The sequence below is a fragment of the Serratia sp. BNK-23 genome, from assembly GCF_047456145.1.
In the GTDB taxonomy this organism is placed as follows: Bacteria; Pseudomonadota; Gammaproteobacteria; order Enterobacterales; family Enterobacteriaceae; genus Serratia; species Serratia nematodiphila.
In genome coordinates, this window is the sequence record NZ_CP179900.1 from 4,121,072 (window position 1) to 4,139,747 (window position 18,676).

The window sequence follows — 18,676 nt, forward strand, 5'->3', positions numbered from 1 at the left end:
GGCCCTAAAGAGGGCCGTAACACTTTTTTCGGTAGTTGCCTGGGGTCACGTCGGTGAGCCGCTTGAAGTTTTTAATGAACAAGCTGACGTCGCCATAGCCGGAATCGAAGGCGATGTCAGAGACCGAATAGTTGGTGACCTCCAGCTGCGTCTTGGCGAAGTTGATGCGGATCTCATTGATCACCTGCATCGGCGTCTTCTGGTAGTAGCGCCGCATCGCCCGGGTCAGGTACTCCTGGGTTTTCCCCGACAGCGCCACCATGTTCGCCAACGCCTTTTCGCCGAACATCGCCTTGTCATGCATGCCGGCCAGGGTGTTCTTCAGCCACTGCGGGATATCATCGCCGCCGTCGTTTTCTTCTTTATGGTGACGAATGCGGCTTATCACATAGAAGGTCAGCGTTTCGAGAAACTCGGCGAAATCATCCTCGCGAAACTGCGGCGAACTCACCACCGATTCGATATAGGCCAAAAACTCGCTTCTCAGGCTGTAGGCCTGCGAGGCGACAAAGCAACGCGGCAGCTGTTGCAAGTAATGTTCTTCAAAGAACGCTTTGCTGACCGCCACGTTGAAGATTTTCGTCGCGCCGAACTCGTAAAAGCTCTGGTGGTAGGAACCGATAGGGATAAAGACGAAATCCCCGCGCTCCAGCAGCACCCGCTTGCCGTTGATCTCCTGATAGCATTTGCCGCTCAGCACGATGGTGAACTCGTAATAGTCGTGCTGATGCAGCCCGGTGGCGCTTTCCACCTTGTTGTAGATGAACAGGTGAAAGTCTTTGCAGTTAAAGAAATCCTGCTCGCGAATCAGCTTCACGTCGTTGGCACTCAGCGAAATTCGGTTATCGGACACGGCGCCGGCCTCCCGTTAGTCAAATCCGTTGCGTCTGGCCGCCTCGGCAAACCAGTAACCGCTTTTTTTGATGGTGCGCCGCTGATCCGCCCGATCCAGCCGCACCAGCCCATAACGATTCTTGTAGGCATTCAGCCAGGACCAGCAATCGATAAAGGTCCACAGATGATAGCCCTTGCACTGCGAGCCTTCCGCCAGCGCGCGGTGCAGCCACTTCAGGTGCTCGCGAATAAAGTCGATGCGGTAATCGTCCTCCACCCGCCCATCGGCGCCGATAAACGCTTCTTCGCCCTCGACGCCCATGCCGTTTTCCGAAATATAACAGGGCAGATTGCCGTAGTTCTCTTTCAGATCCATCAGGATGTCGTACAGCCCCTTCTCATAGATCTCCCAGCCGCGGTGCGGATTGATTTTGCGGCCCGGCATTGCATAGTAACTGAACAAATCCTCCGGCGATGCGATCGGCCCCTCGGTGCGCCGTCCCTCTTTCGCCTGCACCCTGCGCGGCTGGTAATAGTTGACGCCAAGGATATCCACCACGCCGCCTTCGATCAGCTGCGCGTCCTGCGGTTCGCAGTAGGGCATCAGCCCATGCCGCTCCAGCAGGTGCAACAATGCGGCCGGGTAACGCCCTTTGGTGACCGGATCGAGGAAACTGCGATTGAGCAGCAGATCGGCGTCGTGTGCCGCCTGCCGATCCTCCGGCGCGTCGGAGCGCGGATAGGTCGGGCTCAGATTTAGAATGATGCCGATGCTCCCCGGCAGCCCCCGCGCTCTGAAACGCTGCACCGCCATGGCGTGCGCCAGTACGCTGTGATACGCCACGGTGACCGCCCGTTTGAAGTCCACCACGCAAGGGTAGTGCAGGTCATTCAGGTAACCGGCTTCCACCGGCACGATCGGCTCGTTGAAGGTGAACCAGTGGGTGACCCGATCGCCAAACAGGCCGAAACAGGTATCGGCGTAACGCGCATAGGCTTCGACCACTGCCCGGCTTTCCCAACCGCCGCGCTGTTGCATGCACAGCGGCATATCGAAGTGATAGAGATTGATAAACGGGGTGATGCCCTGCGCCAGCAGCTCGTCGATCATCGCGTTATAGAACACCACCGCCTGCGGGTTCACTTCACCGTCGCCGTCCGGGATCAGCCGCGACCACGAGATCGACGTTCTAAAGGTATTGTGGCCCAGCGTTTTGAGCAGCCCGATATCGGTGCGGAAATGGTCGTAAAAGGTCGAGGCTTCGGTCGGGCCCACCCGCTCGTGAAAGCGCTCGGGCGCGATCTCGTACCAATAGTCGAAGATGTTGCGGCTCTTGCCGTCCCGCGCGGCCGCCCCTTCAGACTGTGGCGCGGAGGTGGCGCTGCCCCACCAGAACCCGTCGGCAAATTGATATTCCATACTCGCGTCCCTCGCGGGGCGGCCACACCGCCCCGTTCCACAGTTAGAATTTCAGCGCCTTGGCGATGTCTTCTTCGCTTTCCGTCGCCGCGTCGATCTGGCTCTGCGCCTTGTTGGAGATCGCCACGAACGGCAGATAGATCACGGTGGCGACCGCCAGGTTGAACAGGCTCAGCAACATGGCCATGATGCTGCCGTTGGTGTTGAAGAACGCCCCCAGGCCGACCGGCATGGTCCAGGGTGCGATGTTGGTGATCGGCGGGATCAGCCCGGAGTAGTAGGCCAGGGAGGTGATAATGGTCAGCACCGGCTGCACCAGGATGAACGGAATGAACATCACCGGGTTCATGATCACCGGCAGGCCGAACAGTATCGGTTCGTTGATCTGGAAGATGCCGGATGGCGTCGCCAGTTTGGCGACCTGGCGGTAATCTTCGCGGCGCGAGGCGATGAAGATGGCGATGATCAAGCCCAGCGTCGAGCCGGTGCCGCCGAGGTAGATGTAGGAGTCGACGAACGGTTTCGCCCACATGTGGAACTCTTTTCCGGCGGCCACCGCCGCTTCGACCGAACCGTATTTGTTGTACAGCTCCACGTTTTCCAGCGCGAACGGCGTCATGATGCCGCTGTCCAGGGCCGCCAGCGCCATGGAACCGTGCACCCCAAAGAACCACAGCAGCGAGGAGAACAGTACGTACACCCAGCCCACCACGCTGCCCATCTTGGCCAGCGGCGCCGAAATGCCGTCCATGATGATCTGGTGGAAGTTGGTGCCCCAGTGCGCCAGCGCGAACGCCACCAGCCCCATGATGGAGAGGATGATGAAACCGGGGATCAGCGCCGAGAAGGAACGCGACACCGAAGCCGGCACGCTGTCCGGCAGGCTAATCACCCAGTTGCGCCGCACGATGAAGGCAAACATCTCGGCCACCACCAGCCCAATCACCATACCGGAAATGATGTTGGCGCCGCCCAACCAGTTGGCCCCCACCGCATAGGCCTCGCCGACATTGAACGGTGTGACGGTCATAAAGGCCGCCACCGCCAGCAGCGCCGAAGCGAGCGGATCGACCTTTCGCTCTTCCGCCAACGCCATGCTGATAAAGAACGGCGTCATCAGGGACATGATCCCCAGCGTGCCGTTGTAAACGCTGCCGCCGATGCTCTTCAGACTATTCAGCGTCTCGATGGTAGAGGCATCCAACCTTACGCCCAGCGAATAGAAGAACGATCCTTCGCCGAAGCTCAGGAACACGTTGTTGATCAACACGAACATCGCCCCGGTCAAGGTCAGCGGCATCAGGCGGATAAAGCCATTCTTGATGGCGTTGACGTGGGGCTGCTTACCGATTTTTACGGCGAAAGGCAGGATAACCTTCTCGAGCGAGGCAATGAGGGTATTCACGGCGGCCTCCTGTTATTGATTGGCTTTCTTGATAGCGGCCACCGCGGCCTTCAGCACGCCCAGCCCATCGACCTTGCCGTACAGCAGCGGATCGATGACTTCCACAGGTTTGTTGGGCAGCTGTTTTTGCACTTCCGGCAAGGTGTAGGCGATCTGCGGCCCCAGCAGGATCAGATCCGCCTCAACGCCTTTCTCCGCAGCCAGCGCTTCCGGATAGGCGGCGATGATCACCGGCACTTCATATTTCTCGGCCTGCGCCTTCATTTTTGATACCAACAGGGAAGTGGACATACCGGCAGAACAAAACAGATAGATTTTTTTCTTTTCCATACCAAGCACCTCAGATAATCAAAAAAACCCCGTGTTATTTGTATGCCAGATGCAATCACGATTGCTTCACGCACATTCCTTATGAAAATTTCCGTCACGTTGCCCTGGTTACGGACAGTATACGGAGCATGAAAAACGGATCGGTAAGCCAGGAGGAGACATAACCGTCTCTCATTGACCTGACGGATTGACCCCCTTCACATTTCGCACAAAAAAATAGTGTGACCGGGCTCTCAAATAACCGATAAAAACTCGGAATATTCGTAATAAATATTCAAATAACAATTATAAACAGCAAGTTACAAACTCACCGAGAATTTAAGGGTTTATTTGCGCCTGAACAAACGAAAAGGGAATAAAAATAGTTCAAGCTTGATTCACTTACAGCTATCCGAACGCGATAGCCGGTGAAGAGGATTAGGTGGGCAGACGCAGCAACTCGATCACCGTGCTCAGCGCCACGGAATGATTCCTGCGGTTGGGGTAATAGAGGTAAAAACCGGTAAACGGCGCGCACCAGTCGGCCAACACCCGCCGCAGCCGCCCGCTCGCCAGGTGTTCTTCTACCTCTTGTTCGATGGCGAAAGCGATGCCGACGTGCGCCAGCGCCGCCTGCACCATCATCCTGCCGTCATCGAGTATCAACGGGCTGTTAACCGCCACGGAAAACCGCTGCTGGCCCTGCTGAAATGCCCATTTGTAGCGCTCGCCCGAAGAGGCCTTGCGCCAACCGATGCAGCGGTGCTGCAGCAAATCCTGTGGATGCGTCGGTTCGCCGTGACGTTGAAAATAGTCCGGCGTGGCGACGATGGCGAAACGCAGATCCGGCGTCAGACGCACCGCGCGCATATCGTTGTGCAGATCCTCGCCGAGCCTAATACCGGCGTCAAAGCCCTGTTCGACAATGTTGGCAAACCCCTCGTCCGCCACCACTTCCAGCGTAATGCCGGGGTACTCGCAGGCCAACCGCTCCAGATGCGGCACGATGGCAAGATCGATGGCCGAACGCGGCGCGTTGATGCGCACCAGGCCGCGCGGCCCTTCGCGAAACACATTCAGGCTCTCCAGCGCGGCGTCGATGTCGGTAAAAGCGGGCACCAGCTGTGCCAGCAGATGCTCACCGGCCTCCGTCGGCGAGACGTTGCGGGTGGTGCGGTTTAGCAGGCGAATGCCCACCTGCGCTTCCAATTCGCGCAGGGTGTGGGTCAGCGTCGGCGGCGTCACGCCCAATCGGGCGGCGGCGCGGCGGAAGCTGCGTTCACTGGCGATAGCCACAAAGGCCGCCAGGCCGGACAGTTCAGGTTTTTTCATGCTATTGATATAAATTATCTAATAGTGAGATGAATTTTTAGCGGATAGTTATCCGTCATCTAACAACATAGCATTGCGATCGACCCCATTACCAGGTATCGATACGATGATTAATGCTACAGCTCCAACTCATGAAACGCCGCGCCGTCTGGCGGACAAAGTCGTACTGGTGAGCGGCGGCGGCACCGGCATCGGCCGCGCCGCCGCGCTGGCCTATGCCCGCGAAGGCGCCAAAGTCGCGCTGGCCGGCCGACGCGCGGCGGAAATCGAAGCCACGGCGCGCGACATCGCGCTGGCCGGCGGCGACGCCCTGCCCATCGTGGCCGACGTCTCTCAGGAAGGCGATATCCGCCAACTGATCGCCACGGTGACCGCCCATTACGGCCGGCTCGACGTCGCCTTCAACAACGCCGGCATCATCGGCAACTTCGCCCCCATCACCGAGCAGACCAGCGAGGATTTTGACCGGGTTATCGCCATTAACCTCAGGGGCGTCTGGCTGGCGATGAAATATGAGATTGAAACCTTCCTGGCTCAGCGCTCGGGCGGCGTGATCATCAACACCTCCTCCTGGCTGACCCACGGCGCGCTGGCCGGCTCATCCAGCTACTCCGCCAGCAAGGGCGCGCTCGATGCGATGATCCGCGCGGTGGCGCTCGAATACAGCGGCCAGGGCATCCGCGTCAACAACATCAACCCCGGCATCATCGACACGCCAATGGCACGCGGCAGCGTGGCTGACAGCGCGGCCTTCGCGCCCTTTATCGCCCACACGCCCGCCGGCCGCCTGGGTGAATCGGAAGACATCGGCGATGTGGCGCTGTGGCTGGCGACGGACGAAGCTCGCTTCATCACCGGCCAAAGCCTGCTGGTGGACGGCGGTTACACCATCGCCGGCATGCGTTGAGGAGACGAGGCCATGAACTACGTTCGGCTTGGCGACAGCGGCCTGAAGGTGTCCCGCCTCTGCCTGGGTTGCATGACCTACGGCGATCCGGCCTGGCGGCCCTGGGTGCTGAAGGAAGATGAAGCGCGCCCCTTTATCCGCGAGGCGCTGGAGGCGGGTATCAATTTTTTCGATACCGCCAACATTTACTCCGGCGGAGAAAGCGAGCGCATTCTCGGCCGCGCGCTGAGGGCGTTCGCCCGCCGTGAAGACGTGGTGATCGCCACCAAGGCCTACTTTCCAATGGACGCGCAGCCGAACAGCCGGGGGCTATCACGCAAGCACCTGCTGCACAGCGTCGACGCCTCCTTGCAGCGGCTGGGAACGGATTACCTCGATCTGTTCGTGCTGCACCGCTTCGACACCGAAACGCCGATCGAAGAAACCGCCGACACCCTCGATGGCCTGGTGCGGGCGGGCAAGATCCGCTATCTCGGCGCCTCCTCGCTGCACGCCTGGCGCCTGATGAAAATGCTGGCCTTTCAACGTCAGCACCGCCTGGCGCCATTTATTTCGCTGCAAAGCCAATACAACCTGGTGACGCGTGAAGATGAGGAGGAGTTGATCCCGCTGTGCCTGGAGGAAGGTCTTGGTCTGACGCCCTGGTCGCCGCTGGCCCGCGGCGTGCTGGCCGGCTCCGGCAGCGGCGGCACGCTGCGCGCCGCCACCGACGAACAGGCGCCCCGTTGGTACGGCGGCAGAAACGAGGTAGAACGCACCGTCGCGGCGGTCGCGGAGGTGGCGGCCGCGCGCGGCATTCCACCAGCGCAAATCGCGCTGGCCTGGCTGTTGGCCAAACCCGGCGTGGTGTCGCCGCTGGTGGGCATGTCCAAGCCGCATCATCTGCAGGATGCGCTGGCAGCGCTCGACCTCAGGCTATCACCGGAAGACGTGGCCGCGCTGGAGGCGCCAATGGCGCATGCTGTCCGCCCTGAGCGCTGGTAGCCCCTTTTCCGTCATTCCAGGAGAGAAGACATGTCATATGCGCTTACCGCGCGAGCGGTGTTGCTCGCCCTCGCTGCCGCATTCACCCTTAGCGCTCCGGTGCAGGCTGCCGTCAGCGCAGACTGCGCCGCAAACAGCATGACGCTGCCGCCTGGCGCGCTTTACCCCAACGGCATCGCCCGTGCGACGGACGGTACGCTGTATGTCGGCTTTGTCACCAGCGGCAACGTGCTGCGCAAGCGGCCGGGTCAAGCGTGGGAAACCTTTTTCCCCGGCGCTGACACAGTGTTCGCCTCAAACGCGCTGCGGCTGGACGAAAAACGCGGGCTGCTGTGGGGCAATTCGCCGGACTTTCTCTCCGGCGGCAAAACGCGCGCCAACCGCATTTACGCGCTGAACGTCGCGGATGGCACGCTCGACCGCAGCCTGGCGTTGCCGACGGGAGAAATGGGTAACGATATCGTGCTCGGCGCAGACGGTACGGTGTATGTGACGGAAACCCGCGGCGGCGGCATCCTGCGCCTGCGGCCGGGCGAGACGGCATTCCGTACGCTGTTTCAGGATCCGCAGTTAGCGGCCCCCAGCGGGCTGGGCGCCGCCGGCATCGTGCTGCTCGACGATCGGCTGATGGCTGTCGCCAATTTCGGCACCGGTAAGCTCTACACCCTCAGTTATAACGCTCCAAAGCCGCAGCTGACGGAAATGCAGCTGCCGCGCCTCATCGAAAACCCGGACGGAATGGGATTGGCGCCGGACGGCGCGCTGATCGTGCTGGAAAACGGGATCCAGAGCGGCCAAGGGCGGATCCTGCGGATCCCGTCACCCAAGGCGGCAGGCATGCACCAGCTTGAGGTCTTACGCGAAGGCATGGAATCGCCGGTCAACCTGACTATCGCTCCGCAAGGCTGCGCCTTCGTCAGCGAATCGCGCATCCGCCACCGCCTGCTGCCCGGCCATGAAACCGAAGTGCCCGACAGTTTCCGCCTCTATCAACTGCCCTTGCCTCTCACCGCCGCGCAATAACCTCTCCACTACTACTGCGGGCGGCGACACTTGCGTTGTTGCCCGCAGGCGAACGACAATCTCGCTTCGTTGCAAACCGGCCTTGCGCAGCGCTTCCCATTTTTACCTGTGACAGCCGATTGCCCGCTGGGCTAGTATAAGCGTCTGTGCAAACCTCGGGTTTGAGCGCGCCGTTTGGCGTATTGATAATTTGATTTGCGCCGCCCGCCAAGCGCTGAATGGGGTGGCGCCTGCTGAAACAATGTGATAGCGAATGACGACAATGAAAATCACAGTTCCCTTTACATTCAATGGATTGGAAAAATAATCGCATGAATAGCACCGATAAACTCGATTCGCACACGCCGATGATGCAGCAGTACCTGCGCCTCAAGGCCCAGCATCCTGAAATCCTACTGTTCTACCGCATGGGCGACTTCTACGAGCTATTTTACGACGACGCCAAGCGCGCTTCCCAACTGCTGGATATCTCGCTGACCAAACGCGGCGCCTCGGCGGGCGAACCGATCCCGATGGCCGGCGTACCGCACCACGCAGTGGAGAACTACCTGGCCAAGCTGGTGCAGCTCGGCGAGTCCGTCGCCATCTGCGAGCAGATCGGCGATCCGGCCACCAGCAAAGGGCCGGTCGAACGCAAAGTGGTGCGTATCGTCACCCCCGGCACCATCACCGACGAAGCGCTGCTGCAAGAACGCCAGGACAACCTGCTGGCGGCGATCTGGCAGGACGCGCGCGGCTTCGGCTACGCCACGCTGGACGTCAGCTCCGGCCGCTTCCGCGTCGCCGAGCCGCAGGATCTGGAAACCATGGCCGCCGAGCTGCAGCGCACCAATCCGGCCGAGCTGCTCTATCCGGAAAACTTCGAACACATGGCGCTGATCGAACAGCGCCACGGCCTGCGCCGCCGCCCGCTGTGGGAATTCGAGCTTGAGACCGCACGCCAACAGCTCAACCTGCAGTTCGGCACCCGCGACTTGACCGGCTTCGGCGTCGAGCAGGCGCACCAGGCGCTGCGCGCCGCCGGCTGTCTGCTGCAGTACGTCAAAGATACCCAACGCACTTCGCTGCCGCACATTCGCGGCATCACCATGGAACGCCAGCAGGACGGCATCATCATGGATGCCGCCACCCGCCGCAACCTGGAGCTGACGCAGAGCCTGTCCGGCGGCAGCGACAACACGCTGGCGGCGATCCTCGACCGTACGGTCACGCCGATGGGCAGCCGCATGCTGAAACGCTGGCTGCACATGCCGACCCGCGACATCAAGGTGCTGACCGCCCGCCAGCAGGCGATCGGCGCATTACAAGAACTGTTCGCGGATCTGCAGCCTTCGCTGCGTCAGGTAGGCGATCAGGAACGTATTTTGGCGCGTTTGGCGCTGCGCACCGCCCGGCCGCGCGATCTGGCGCGCATGCGCCATGCTTTCCAGCAACTGCCGGACATCCGCGCGCTGCTGCAGGATGTGAAAACGCCGCACGTGCAGCAGCTGCTGTCGCAGGTGGGCCAGTTTGACGAACTGCGCGAGCTGCTGGAACGCGCGGTCATTGAATCACCGCCGGTGCTGGTGCGCGACGGCGGCGTGATCGCCCCCGGTTACAACAGCGAACTGGACGAGTGGCGGGCCCTGGCCGACGGCGCCAGCGACTACCTCGATCGGCTGGAGATCCGCGAGCGTGAAAAGCTGGGTCTGGATACGCTCAAGGTCGGCTTCAACGGCGTACACGGCTATTACATTCAGGTCAGCCGCGGTCAAAGCCACCTGGTGCCGATCCACTATGTACGCCGTCAGACGCTGAAAAACGCCGAGCGCTACATCATCCCGGAACTGAAAGAGTACGAAGACAAAGTGCTCACCTCCAAGGGTAAGGCGCTGGCGATCGAGAAAAGCCTGTACGACGAGCTGTTCGATCTGCTGCTGCCGCACCTGGCGGAACTGCAACAAAGCGCCGCCGCGCTGGCCGAGCTGGACGTGCTGGCCAACCTGGCCGAGCGCGCCGATACCCTGAACTACGCTTGCCCGACCATGAGCGAGCAGCCGGGGATCCGCATTACCGAAGGCCGCCATCCGGTGGTGGAGCAGGTGCTGAGCGAGCCGTTTATCTCCAACCCGCTCACCCTGTCGCCGCAGCGCCGCATGCTGATCATAACCGGTCCGAATATGGGCGGTAAAAGCACCTATATGCGGCAAACGGCGCTGATCGTGCTGATGGCGCACATCGGCAGCTACGTGCCGGCCACCAAGGCCACCATCGGCCCGGTGGATCGCATCTTCACCCGCGTCGGCGCGGCGGACGATCTGGCTTCCGGCCGCTCCACCTTCATGGTGGAGATGACCGAAACCGCCAACATTCTGCACAACGCCACCGAGCACAGCCTGGTGTTAATGGATGAAATCGGCCGCGGCACCTCCACCTACGACGGCCTGTCGCTGGCCTGGGCCTGCGCCGAGAACCTGGCCAACCGCATCAAGGCGATGACGCTGTTCGCCACCCACTACTTCGAGCTAACGACCCTGCCTGAGAAGATGGAAGGCGTGGTCAACGTGCATCTGGATGCGCTTGAACACGGCGACACCATCGCCTTCATGCACAGCGTGCAAGACGGTGCCGCCAGCAAAAGCTATGGCCTGGCGGTCGCCGCACTGGCCGGCGTGCCGCGCGACGTCATCAAACGCGCCCGTCAGAAACTGCGCGAGCTGGAATCCATCTCCAGCCACACCGCGTCGGGCAGCGTCGATGCCACCCAGATGACGCTGCTGCAGGAAGAGACCTCGCCGGCGGTAGAAGCCCTGGAGGCGCTTGATCCAGACTCCCTGTCGCCGCGACAGGCGCTGGAATGGATCTACCGGCTGAAAAATATGGTGTAATCTGGCGCCAAACGCGGGCATAAAAAAACGGTGAGCATCATGCTCACCGTTTTTATTTGATGCGGTTCAACAACCGGCGTTATTCGCGGAACAGCGCCTCAATGCTCAGGCCCTGCATCTGCAAAATCTCACGCAGACGGCGCAGACCTTCTACCTGAATCTGACGGACGCGCTCGCGCGTCAAGCCAATCTCCCGGCCTACGTCTTCCAGCGTCGCCGCTTCATAGCCCAGCAGGCCGAAACGACGCGCCAACACTTCACGCTGTTTGGCGTTCAGTTCGAACAGCCATTTGACGATGCTTTGCTTCATATCGTCATCTTGCGTGGTGTCTTCAGGCCCGTTGTCCTTCTCGTCGGCCAGAATGTCCAGCAGCGCTTTCTCCGAATCCCCGCCCAGCGGCGTATCCACCGAGGTGATGCGCTCATTCAGGCGCAGCATGCGGCTGACGTCATCCACCGGCTTGTCGAGTTGCTCGGCAATTTCTTCAGCGCTCGGTTCATGATCCAGCTTGTGGGAAAGCTCGCGCGCGGTGCGCAGATAGACATTCAGTTCTTTGACGATATGGATAGGCAAACGAATGGTACGGGTTTGGTTCATGATCGCCCGTTCAATCGTCTGACGGATCCACCAGGTTGCATAAGTGGAGAAGCGGAAGCCGCGTTCCGGGTCGAATTTTTCCACTGCGCGAATCAGACCGAGGTTACCCTCTTCGATCAGATCCAGCAGCGCCAGACCGCGGTTGCTGTAGCGGCGGGCGATTTTCACCACCAGCCGCAGGTTGCTTTCAATCATGCGGCGGCGGGACGGCACGTCACCGCGCAGAGCACGCCGCGCAAAATAGACTTCTTCCTCTGCGGTCAGCAGAGGTGAATAACCGATCTCACCCAGATAGAGCTGCGTCGCATCCAATACGCGTTGCGTAACGCCTTGAGACAACAGCTCTTCTTCCGCTAAATCGTTCTCGCTGGTCTCTTCTTCTACCAGCGCTTTTTCATCAAACGACTCGGCCTCAGCTCCATTCTCGTCGAAATCCGCATCATCATGTAACTCGTTAACTTTCAGCGTATTTTGGCTCATATGCTGCTCCTACCCGTGATACCGCGAGCAGAATCTCAGCGTATTCTGCCCAATCTATCGCTGCGGAAGATAACGCAGCGGGTTTACGGATTTCCCCTTGTAACGAATTTCAAAATGCAAACGTACTGAACTGGTACCGGTGCTACCCATGGTGGCTATTTTTTGACCCGCCTTCACTTCTTGTTGTTCCCGGACCAGCATTGTGTCGTTATGAGCGTAGGCGCTCAGGTAATCATCATTATGTTTGATGATGATTAGATTACCGTAACCCCGTAAAGCGTTGCCTGCATACACTACGCGGCCATCGGCGGTAGCGAAGATAGGCTGCCCACGGGAACCGGCGATATCGACACCCTTATTCCCACCTTCTGATGAGGAAAAGTTATCAATAACCTTACCGTCAGTCGGCCATCTCCAGGTACTGACCGGAGCGCTGTTGCTGACGGTGCTGCTCACAGGTGGAGCGGCTTCCGGCGCGGTAACAGGCGCAGTCGCGGTCCCAACCGCTGCGGCACCTGCTGCAGGTAACATCTTACCTACATTCTGTTTACCCGAGTTTTCAGAATACGCGTTAGTTGATTGAGAATCAACCGTTGCCGTCTGGATCTGGGAGCTGGAAGGTGGCTTCGGAACACCGCCTTTGGTCGCATCTGTCGTCGCCAACATGCCGCCGCCGCCGTTGGCAGAACCATTACCAAGCTGAATGGTTTGGCCAACATTCAGGCTGTATGGCTCGGGAATATTGTTGCGCTGCGCCAGGTCGCGGAAATCATTGCCGGTGATCCAGGCGATATAAAACAGCGTGTCGCCGCGCTTGACCGTATAAGTTTCGCCGCCGCTGTAGCTCCCTTTAGGGATGGCGTTATAACTGCGGTTATAGACAATGCGGCCCTCTGGGCTGGCCTGCTGCACTCCGCCATTATTATTGCCGGATGGAGCGGCACCGCCGCCCCCCACGCTGCTGATAGGAGCCGACGTCGAGGCCGTATTCGTACAACCCGCCAACCACAAACTTACCATCGTACACACCGCTACCCGGCGTAACGTAATCATTGGGCTTCCCGTGCTCATGCTTCCCCCATGACAGCAATATCAGTGATATATCCAAAATACCCTTTACATCGTAGCCGAGCTTTTGCCACTTCCCAGTTTCTGCGATGTAAAGGCGCCGCCGGCCGATCCCTGAACGCCAGGTCATCTCGCGCCGGAGCATCAAAACGCGCGCCAATGCTAACCACATTGGCGTTGCCGCACCATAAGACAACTACGTAGAAAGGCCAATTCTAGTGAAAATTAGCCTGATTGGAACGAGAAAACCTTATCCGGCCATGATGAAAGTGCAACAGATTTTGCAGACGGTCGAAAATTCAGACAATCGCTAGGCCAATTCGCCTTTCACCAACGGCACAAAGCGCACCGCCTCTACCGCATCGACAACGAAATCGTTGCCATGACGCTGAATGCGTTTGAGGGTTTGGGCCTGCTCGCCCACCGGCAACACCAAAATGCCGCCGTCGTCCAGCTGCTCCACCAGCGCCTGCGGGATCTCCGGCGGCGCGGCAGTGACGATGATCGCATCGAACGGGCCGCGCGACGCCCAACCCTGCCAACCGTCGCCGTGGCGGGTGGAAACATTGTGAAGATCGAGCTGTTTCAGGCGGCGCTTGGCCTGCCACTGCAGCCCCTTGATGCGTTCGACGGAACAAACGTGTTGCACCAGATGCGCCAGGATAGCGGTTTGATAACCGGAACCGGTACCGATCTCCAGCACCCTTGAGGTAGGTTTCAGATTCAGCAGCTCGGTCATCCGCGCCACCATATAAGGCTGGGAAATGGTCTGACCGGAACCGATCGGCAATGCGGTGTTTTCGTAGGCCTTATGATCCAGCGCTTCATCGACAAAACGCTCGCGCGGCACCGCTTCGATCGCCCGCAGCAGCTTTTCGTCTCGGATCCCCTGCTGCCGCAGCTGCGTCAGCAATGTTTGCATGCGCTTATTCACCATTCCCCGCTAACCTCTGCCTTGGTTAACCATGTTTTCACGACTTCTTGCGCCGCGTAGGCGGTTAAATCCACCTGCAGCGGCGTTATCGCCACATAGCCTTGTTCCACCGCCGCAAAGTCGGTATCCGGCCCGGCATCAAATTTATCACCAGGCGGCCCGATCCAGTAGATATTTTGTCCGCGCGGATCCTGCTGGCAGAAGACCTTGTCGGCGGGATGGCGGCTGCCGCAGCGGGTAACGCGCAGGCCTTTGATCTCAGCCAGCGGCAGATCCGGCACGTTAATATTCAGAATTTTTCCGGTACGTAGCGGTTCGCGCTGCAGCGCGCGCAGGATGCGGCAGGTAATGGCGGCGGCGGTCGCGTAGTGCTGGTGGCCGTTCAGCGACACCGCCAAGGCAGGCAACCCCAGGTGCCGGCCCTCCATCGCCGCCGCGACGGTGCCGGAATAGATAACGTCGTCGCCCAAATTCGGCCCGGCGTTAATGCCGGATACCACGATATCGGGCGCCGGGCGCATCAACGCGTTGACGCCAAGATAAACGCAGTCGGTCGGCGTCCCTTGCAACACCGCAATATCCCCGTTGGCCAGCGTCTGCGTGCGCAACGGCGACTCCAGCGTTAAAGCATTGGAAGAGCCGCTGCGGTTACGATCCGGCGCCACGACCTGCACTTCGGCGAATTCCCGCAGCGCCGCCGCCAGCACCTGAATGCCCGGGGCGCTGACGCCGTCATCGTTACTCAGCAATATCCGCATCACTGTTATCCTGCTGCATGATCTCGCGAACCACGCTGGTAGCAAAGCTGCCCGCCGGCAGCCAGAAGCGCAGTTCCACGGTAACGTCATCCCACCAGTTCCACTGCAAATTTTGCGGCTGCAACAGCAGGGCCCGGCGAGCGGGTTCGATACGCTCGCGCTTTAAAAGCGTAAGCAATTCCGGTTGTTCCGCCAAGCATTGTTGTTCAAAAGCCAAGGCTTGGCCGGCGGTGCCTGGCTCACCGTCGCCCGGCAAGGGAGCCGTGATCGCCAGCTCGCCGGCATCCAGCCGTTGCTGCAACGTCTCCAGCTCATCGGCTTTGGCGACGAACCAGCTGCCGCGCCCACTCAGCTGCAGGGCATCCCCTTCCAGCACGGTGCGCTGCAGCCCGTCAGCCAGGCGTTGGCTCGCGATCAGATTGAACAGCGCGCTGCGGCTGGCGGACAGGTAGAAGCTGCGCTTACTGCGCTCTTTGACACGAATTTCGTCGTTCGCCCAGCGGCGCGCCATCACCAGGTTGTTGCCGCCGCGGCCGAAGCGTTGGCTGCCGAAATAGTTTGGCACGCCCTGCGCGGCGATGGCCTGCAGGCGACGTTCCACGTCCTGCCGATCGGAAATCTGGCGCAGCACCAGCGTAAAGTGGTTGCCCTTCAGATTGCCGATGCGCATTTTGCGCAGGTGGCGGGCGAACGAGAGCACCTCGCAGCCTTCCAGCGTAAACCGGGAGAAATCCGGCGTGTCCTTACCCGGCATATGCAGGCAGAACCACTGTTCGGTCACCGCGTGGCGATCCTTCAAACCGGCATAGCTGACGGAACGGGCGTGAATACCGGCGAAGCGCGCCAGATAGTCGGCCACGAACTGGGTATTGCAGCCGTTTTTACGGATATTTACCAGCACGTGCTCACCTTCACCGTCCGGCGCAAAGCCCAGATCTTCGACCACCACGAAATCTTCCGGATTGGCTTTCAACACCCCGGAACTCTGCGGCCGGCCATGCAGCCAGGTCAGATTCGCCATATCCATGCGGTTATTCCTTGATCAGCAAGGCGACCGCTTCGCACGCGATGCCCTCGCCGCGCCCGGTGAAACCGAGCTGCTCGGTGGTTGTGGCCTTCACGTTGACGTCATCCATATGGCACTGCAGGTCTTCCGCCAGGAAGACGCGCATCTGCGGGATGTGCGGCGCCATTTTCGGCGCCTGAGCGATGATGGTGATATCGAGGTTACCGAGGCGGTAACCTTTGGCGCGGATGCGTTTCCAGGCTTCGCGCAGCAGCTCGCGGCTGTCGGCGCCTTTGAAGGCCGGATCGGTATCGGGGAACAGTTTGCCGATATCGCCCAGCGCCGCCGCCCCCAACAGGGCGTCGGTGGCGGCATGCAGCGCGACGTCACCGTCGGAGTGGGCCAGCAAGCCTTTGTCGTAAGGGATGCGAACACCGCCGATCACCAACGGGCCTTCGCCGCCGAATTTATGTACATCAAAACCGTGACCGATACGCATGATGCGCTCCTTAATTGTCTAACTGGGTCAAATAGAACGCCGCCAGCGCCAAATCCTCCGGCCGCGTTACTTTAATGTTGTCCGCCCGGCCGGCGATCAGCAGCGGATGATAGCCGCAATGTTCCAGCGCCGAGGCTTCGTCGGTGACGTTCGCGCCTTCATCCAGCGCGCGCTGCAGGCACTGCTTGAGCAGCGGCAGCGGAAACAGCTGCGGCGTCAGCGCATGCCACAGATCCTGCCGTTCAACGGTGTGGGCGATGGTGTCGCGGCCGGGTTCGGCGCGCTTCATGGTGTCGCGCACCGGCGCGGCGAGAATGCCGCCCACCTTGCTGTGTGCGGTGATCGCCAGCAGGCGCTCGAGATCGTCGGCGTGCAGGCAGGGGCGCGCGGCGTCGTGCACCAGCACCCAGTCCGCATCACCCGCCAGTTTCAACCCGGCCATCACCGAATCGGCGCGCTGTTTGCCGCCCTCGGTGACGGTTACCCGCGGATCCTGAGCGATGGGTAGCCGTTCGAACTGACGATCTTCGGGGCCGATCGCCACGATCACCCGTTCAATGCGCGGGTGGCGCAACAGGGCGTGGATGGCGTGTTCGACGATGCTGTGCCGGCCAATGGTTAAATATTGCTTCGGGCATTCCGCCTGCATGCGGCTGCCGATACCGGCAGCGGGCAGGACGGCAATCACCGAGGGAAAGGTGCCTGCGGAGTGAGTCATGCGTTATTTTTGTGCGTTATTTTGCGAGGAAGACGCCGCGTTGCGTCTGGATTGGTCAGGAACCAGACGATAGAAAGTCTCACCGGGCTTGATCATGCCCAGCTCATTACGCGCACGCTCTTCGATCGCTTCCTGACCGCCGTTCAAATCATCGATTTCGGCAAACAGCTGATCGTTACGCGCTTTCAACTTGGCGTTGCTACCCTGTTGGACCGCAACGTCTTCATTGACTCGCACGTAATCGTGAATACCATTTTTGCCCAGCCACAGTGAATACTGTAACCAACCGAGCAATGCCAGCAATAGCAGCGTAAGTTTTCCCATCTCCGCCCCCTGAAAAACCGACCAATCATCCCACAACTTCTCGTTGGACTCCACACTGAGAGCGGCATTTCAACGCCAAATTCAGAATACGGATGAAGGGTTCCCGTGTTTATCGCCTAATTCCGCTGCGAAAGCGGCAAAAAACGCCCCTTTGGCTCGGCGCACGCGCCGCGTTTTCCAATGAGACACACTCTATCCTACCTCCATTATGCAGCAAGAATCACTGCATCACCGCTTCCTGACACATCGCTTACGCCAAAGCAAAGCAAAAAGTGAATATTTAACACCATAGAGAGAATAATCGTCATGCAGCGGTTGCACTTTCATTCATTGAAGCTTATTTTTATGCACTCATAGTGCATAAATAATTCCAATATATAACCATTCATTATCGGGGATCGCGATGTTAAAACGTTTAGTTCTGATCGGCGCCTGCCTGGCCGCCACCTTCTCCATCGCTGCGTTGGCGGCTGAACCCACCTACGTCGTCGGCTCCGGCGGCACCTATCGGCCATTCGAATTTGAAAACAGCCAAAAGCAGCTGGAAGGTTTCGACATCGACATCATCAAGGCGGTGGCCAAGGCCGAAGGCTTCCAAATCAAACTGATCAATACGCCGTGGGAAGGGATCTTCGCCACACTGAACTCCGGCGATCGCGATATCATCATTTCCGGCATCACCATCACCGATAAGCGCAAGCAGATGGTTGATTTCTCTGCGCCTTACTTCCCGGCTGAGCAGGCTATCGTGGTGCCGCAAGACTCGAAGGTGGACTCCATCGCCGCGCTGAAAGCGCTGAAGGTCGGCGTGGTGAACTCCAGCACCGGCGACATCGTGGTGTCCGACGCGCTGGGTAAAAACAGTACCGCCATCAAGCGCTTCGACAATACCCCGCTGATGCTGCAGGAGCTGTATGAAGACGGCATCGGCGCGGCGGTCGGCGACGTCGGCGTGGCCAAGTTCTATATCAAGACCCACCCTGAGAAAGCCTTCAAGCTGGTGCCCGACGCCAAGTTCGAGCGCCAGTATTTCGGCATCGCCGTCGCCAAAGGCAACGATGAGCTGCGCAACAAGATCAACGCCGGCCTGAAGAAAATCGTCGCCGACGGCACCTACGCCAAGATCTACCAAACCTGGTTCGACAGCAACGTACCGACGCTGCCGGCGGAATAATCCCCTGTCGCCGGCACCCGCAAGGGCGTCGGCGCA

18 protein-coding genes are annotated in these 18,676 nt (G+C 59.8%); 5 read left to right on the forward strand and 13 right to left on the reverse strand.

The window, feature by feature from the left end:
- Positions 1–4: 4 nt before the first annotated feature.
- The 5 genes from chbR to ACMGF9_RS19710 all read right to left on the reverse strand — a co-directional run bounded on the left by chbR (position 5) and on the right by ACMGF9_RS19710 (position 5,300).
- Entirely contained in the window at positions 5–853 is an 849-nt protein-coding gene (gene chbR / locus ACMGF9_RS19690; protein WP_015376697.1) for a transcriptional regulator ChbR, read from the reverse strand.
- A gap of 15 nt (positions 854–868) precedes the next feature.
- Positions 869–2,254 carry a glycoside hydrolase family 1 protein gene (locus ACMGF9_RS19695; RefSeq protein ID WP_118892433.1) on the reverse strand — a complete coding sequence of 462 codons (1,386 nt, stop codon included), beginning with the start codon at positions 2,252–2,254 and terminating at the stop codon, positions 869–871.
- Positions 2,255–2,297: 43 nt separating this feature from the next.
- Positions 2,298–3,659 carry a PTS N,N'-diacetylchitobiose transporter subunit IIC gene (gene chbC, locus ACMGF9_RS19700; RefSeq protein WP_004932557.1) on the reverse strand — a complete coding sequence of 454 codons (1,362 nt, stop codon included), beginning with the start codon at positions 3,657–3,659 and terminating at the stop codon, positions 2,298–2,300.
- 12 nt (positions 3,660–3,671) lie between these two features.
- Positions 3,672–3,989, reverse strand: coding sequence for a PTS sugar transporter subunit IIB (locus ACMGF9_RS19705; RefSeq protein ID WP_004932561.1), 318 nt, complete (start codon positions 3,987–3,989; stop codon positions 3,672–3,674).
- A 417-nt stretch (positions 3,990–4,406) separates the two neighbouring features.
- Positions 4,407–5,300, reverse strand: coding sequence for a LysR family transcriptional regulator (locus ACMGF9_RS19710; protein WP_015376695.1), 894 nt, complete (start codon positions 5,298–5,300; stop codon positions 4,407–4,409).
- Between the two features lie 106 nt (positions 5,301–5,406).
- Here ACMGF9_RS19710 and ACMGF9_RS19715 point away from each other — a divergent pair, with 106 nt between their 5' ends.
- From ACMGF9_RS19715 to mutS, 4 genes are all read left to right on the forward strand, one after another.
- Positions 5,407–6,207, forward strand: a complete 801-nt coding sequence (locus tag ACMGF9_RS19715; protein WP_015376694.1) for an SDR family NAD(P)-dependent oxidoreductase — start codon at positions 5,407–5,409, stop codon at positions 6,205–6,207.
- Positions 6,208–6,219: 12 nt separating this feature from the next.
- Positions 6,220–7,191, forward strand: a complete 972-nt coding sequence (locus ACMGF9_RS19720) for an aldo/keto reductase (protein WP_118892434.1) — start codon at positions 6,220–6,222, stop codon at positions 7,189–7,191.
- Between the two features lie 30 nt (positions 7,192–7,221).
- Complete coding sequence (locus ACMGF9_RS19725; RefSeq protein ID WP_226883042.1) at positions 7,222–8,214, forward strand: hypothetical protein; 993 nt, start codon at positions 7,222–7,224, stop codon at positions 8,212–8,214.
- Positions 8,215–8,525: 311 nt separating this feature from the next.
- Entirely contained in the window at positions 8,526–11,081 is a 2,556-nt protein-coding gene (gene mutS, locus ACMGF9_RS19730) for a DNA mismatch repair protein MutS (RefSeq protein WP_118892713.1), read from the forward strand.
- Positions 11,082–11,160: 79 nt separating this feature from the next.
- Here mutS and rpoS read toward each other — a convergent pair whose 3' ends face one another.
- The 8 genes from rpoS to ftsB form a co-directional block, all read right to left on the reverse strand.
- Positions 11,161–12,159 (reverse strand): RNA polymerase sigma factor RpoS, encoded by a 999-nt coding sequence (rpoS, locus tag ACMGF9_RS19735; RefSeq protein WP_004932578.1) that lies wholly within the window; start codon positions 12,157–12,159, stop codon positions 11,161–11,163.
- A 54-nt stretch (positions 12,160–12,213) separates the two neighbouring features.
- On the reverse strand, positions 12,214–13,212 hold the full coding sequence (gene nlpD, locus ACMGF9_RS19740) for a murein hydrolase activator NlpD (protein ID WP_015376692.1): 999 nt from the start codon (positions 13,210–13,212) through the stop codon (positions 12,214–12,216).
- Positions 13,213–13,537: 325 nt separating this feature from the next.
- Positions 13,538–14,164, reverse strand: a complete 627-nt coding sequence (locus ACMGF9_RS19745) for a protein-L-isoaspartate(D-aspartate) O-methyltransferase (RefSeq protein ID WP_004932585.1) — start codon at positions 14,162–14,164, stop codon at positions 13,538–13,540.
- Positions 14,158–14,919, reverse strand: a complete 762-nt coding sequence (gene surE, locus ACMGF9_RS19750; RefSeq protein WP_015376691.1) for a 5'/3'-nucleotidase SurE — start codon at positions 14,917–14,919, stop codon at positions 14,158–14,160. Before surE ends, ACMGF9_RS19745 begins: the two co-directional genes overlap by 7 nt.
- Positions 14,900–15,946 carry a tRNA pseudouridine(13) synthase TruD gene (gene truD / locus ACMGF9_RS19755; protein ID WP_015376690.1) on the reverse strand — a complete coding sequence of 349 codons (1,047 nt, stop codon included), beginning with the start codon at positions 15,944–15,946 and terminating at the stop codon, positions 14,900–14,902. Before truD ends, surE begins: the two co-directional genes overlap by 20 nt.
- 4 nt (positions 15,947–15,950) lie before the next feature.
- A complete protein-coding gene (ispF, locus tag ACMGF9_RS19760) occupies positions 15,951–16,424 on the reverse strand; it encodes a 2-C-methyl-D-erythritol 2,4-cyclodiphosphate synthase (protein ID WP_004932594.1) in 474 nt (157 codons plus the stop codon).
- Positions 16,425–16,434: 10 nt separating this feature from the next.
- Entirely contained in the window at positions 16,435–17,142 is a 708-nt protein-coding gene (gene ispD / locus ACMGF9_RS19765) for a 2-C-methyl-D-erythritol 4-phosphate cytidylyltransferase (protein WP_031300375.1), read from the reverse strand.
- Positions 17,143–17,145: 3 nt separating this feature from the next.
- Positions 17,146–17,466, reverse strand: coding sequence for a cell division protein FtsB (gene ftsB / locus ACMGF9_RS19770; RefSeq protein ID WP_021505314.1), 321 nt, complete (start codon positions 17,464–17,466; stop codon positions 17,146–17,148).
- A 403-nt stretch (positions 17,467–17,869) separates the two neighbouring features.
- Between ftsB and ACMGF9_RS19775 the strand changes: the two genes are divergently transcribed.
- Entirely contained in the window at positions 17,870–18,640 is a 771-nt protein-coding gene (locus tag ACMGF9_RS19775; protein ID WP_033631812.1) for a basic amino acid ABC transporter substrate-binding protein, read from the forward strand.
- Positions 18,641–18,676: the final 36 nt, after the last annotated feature.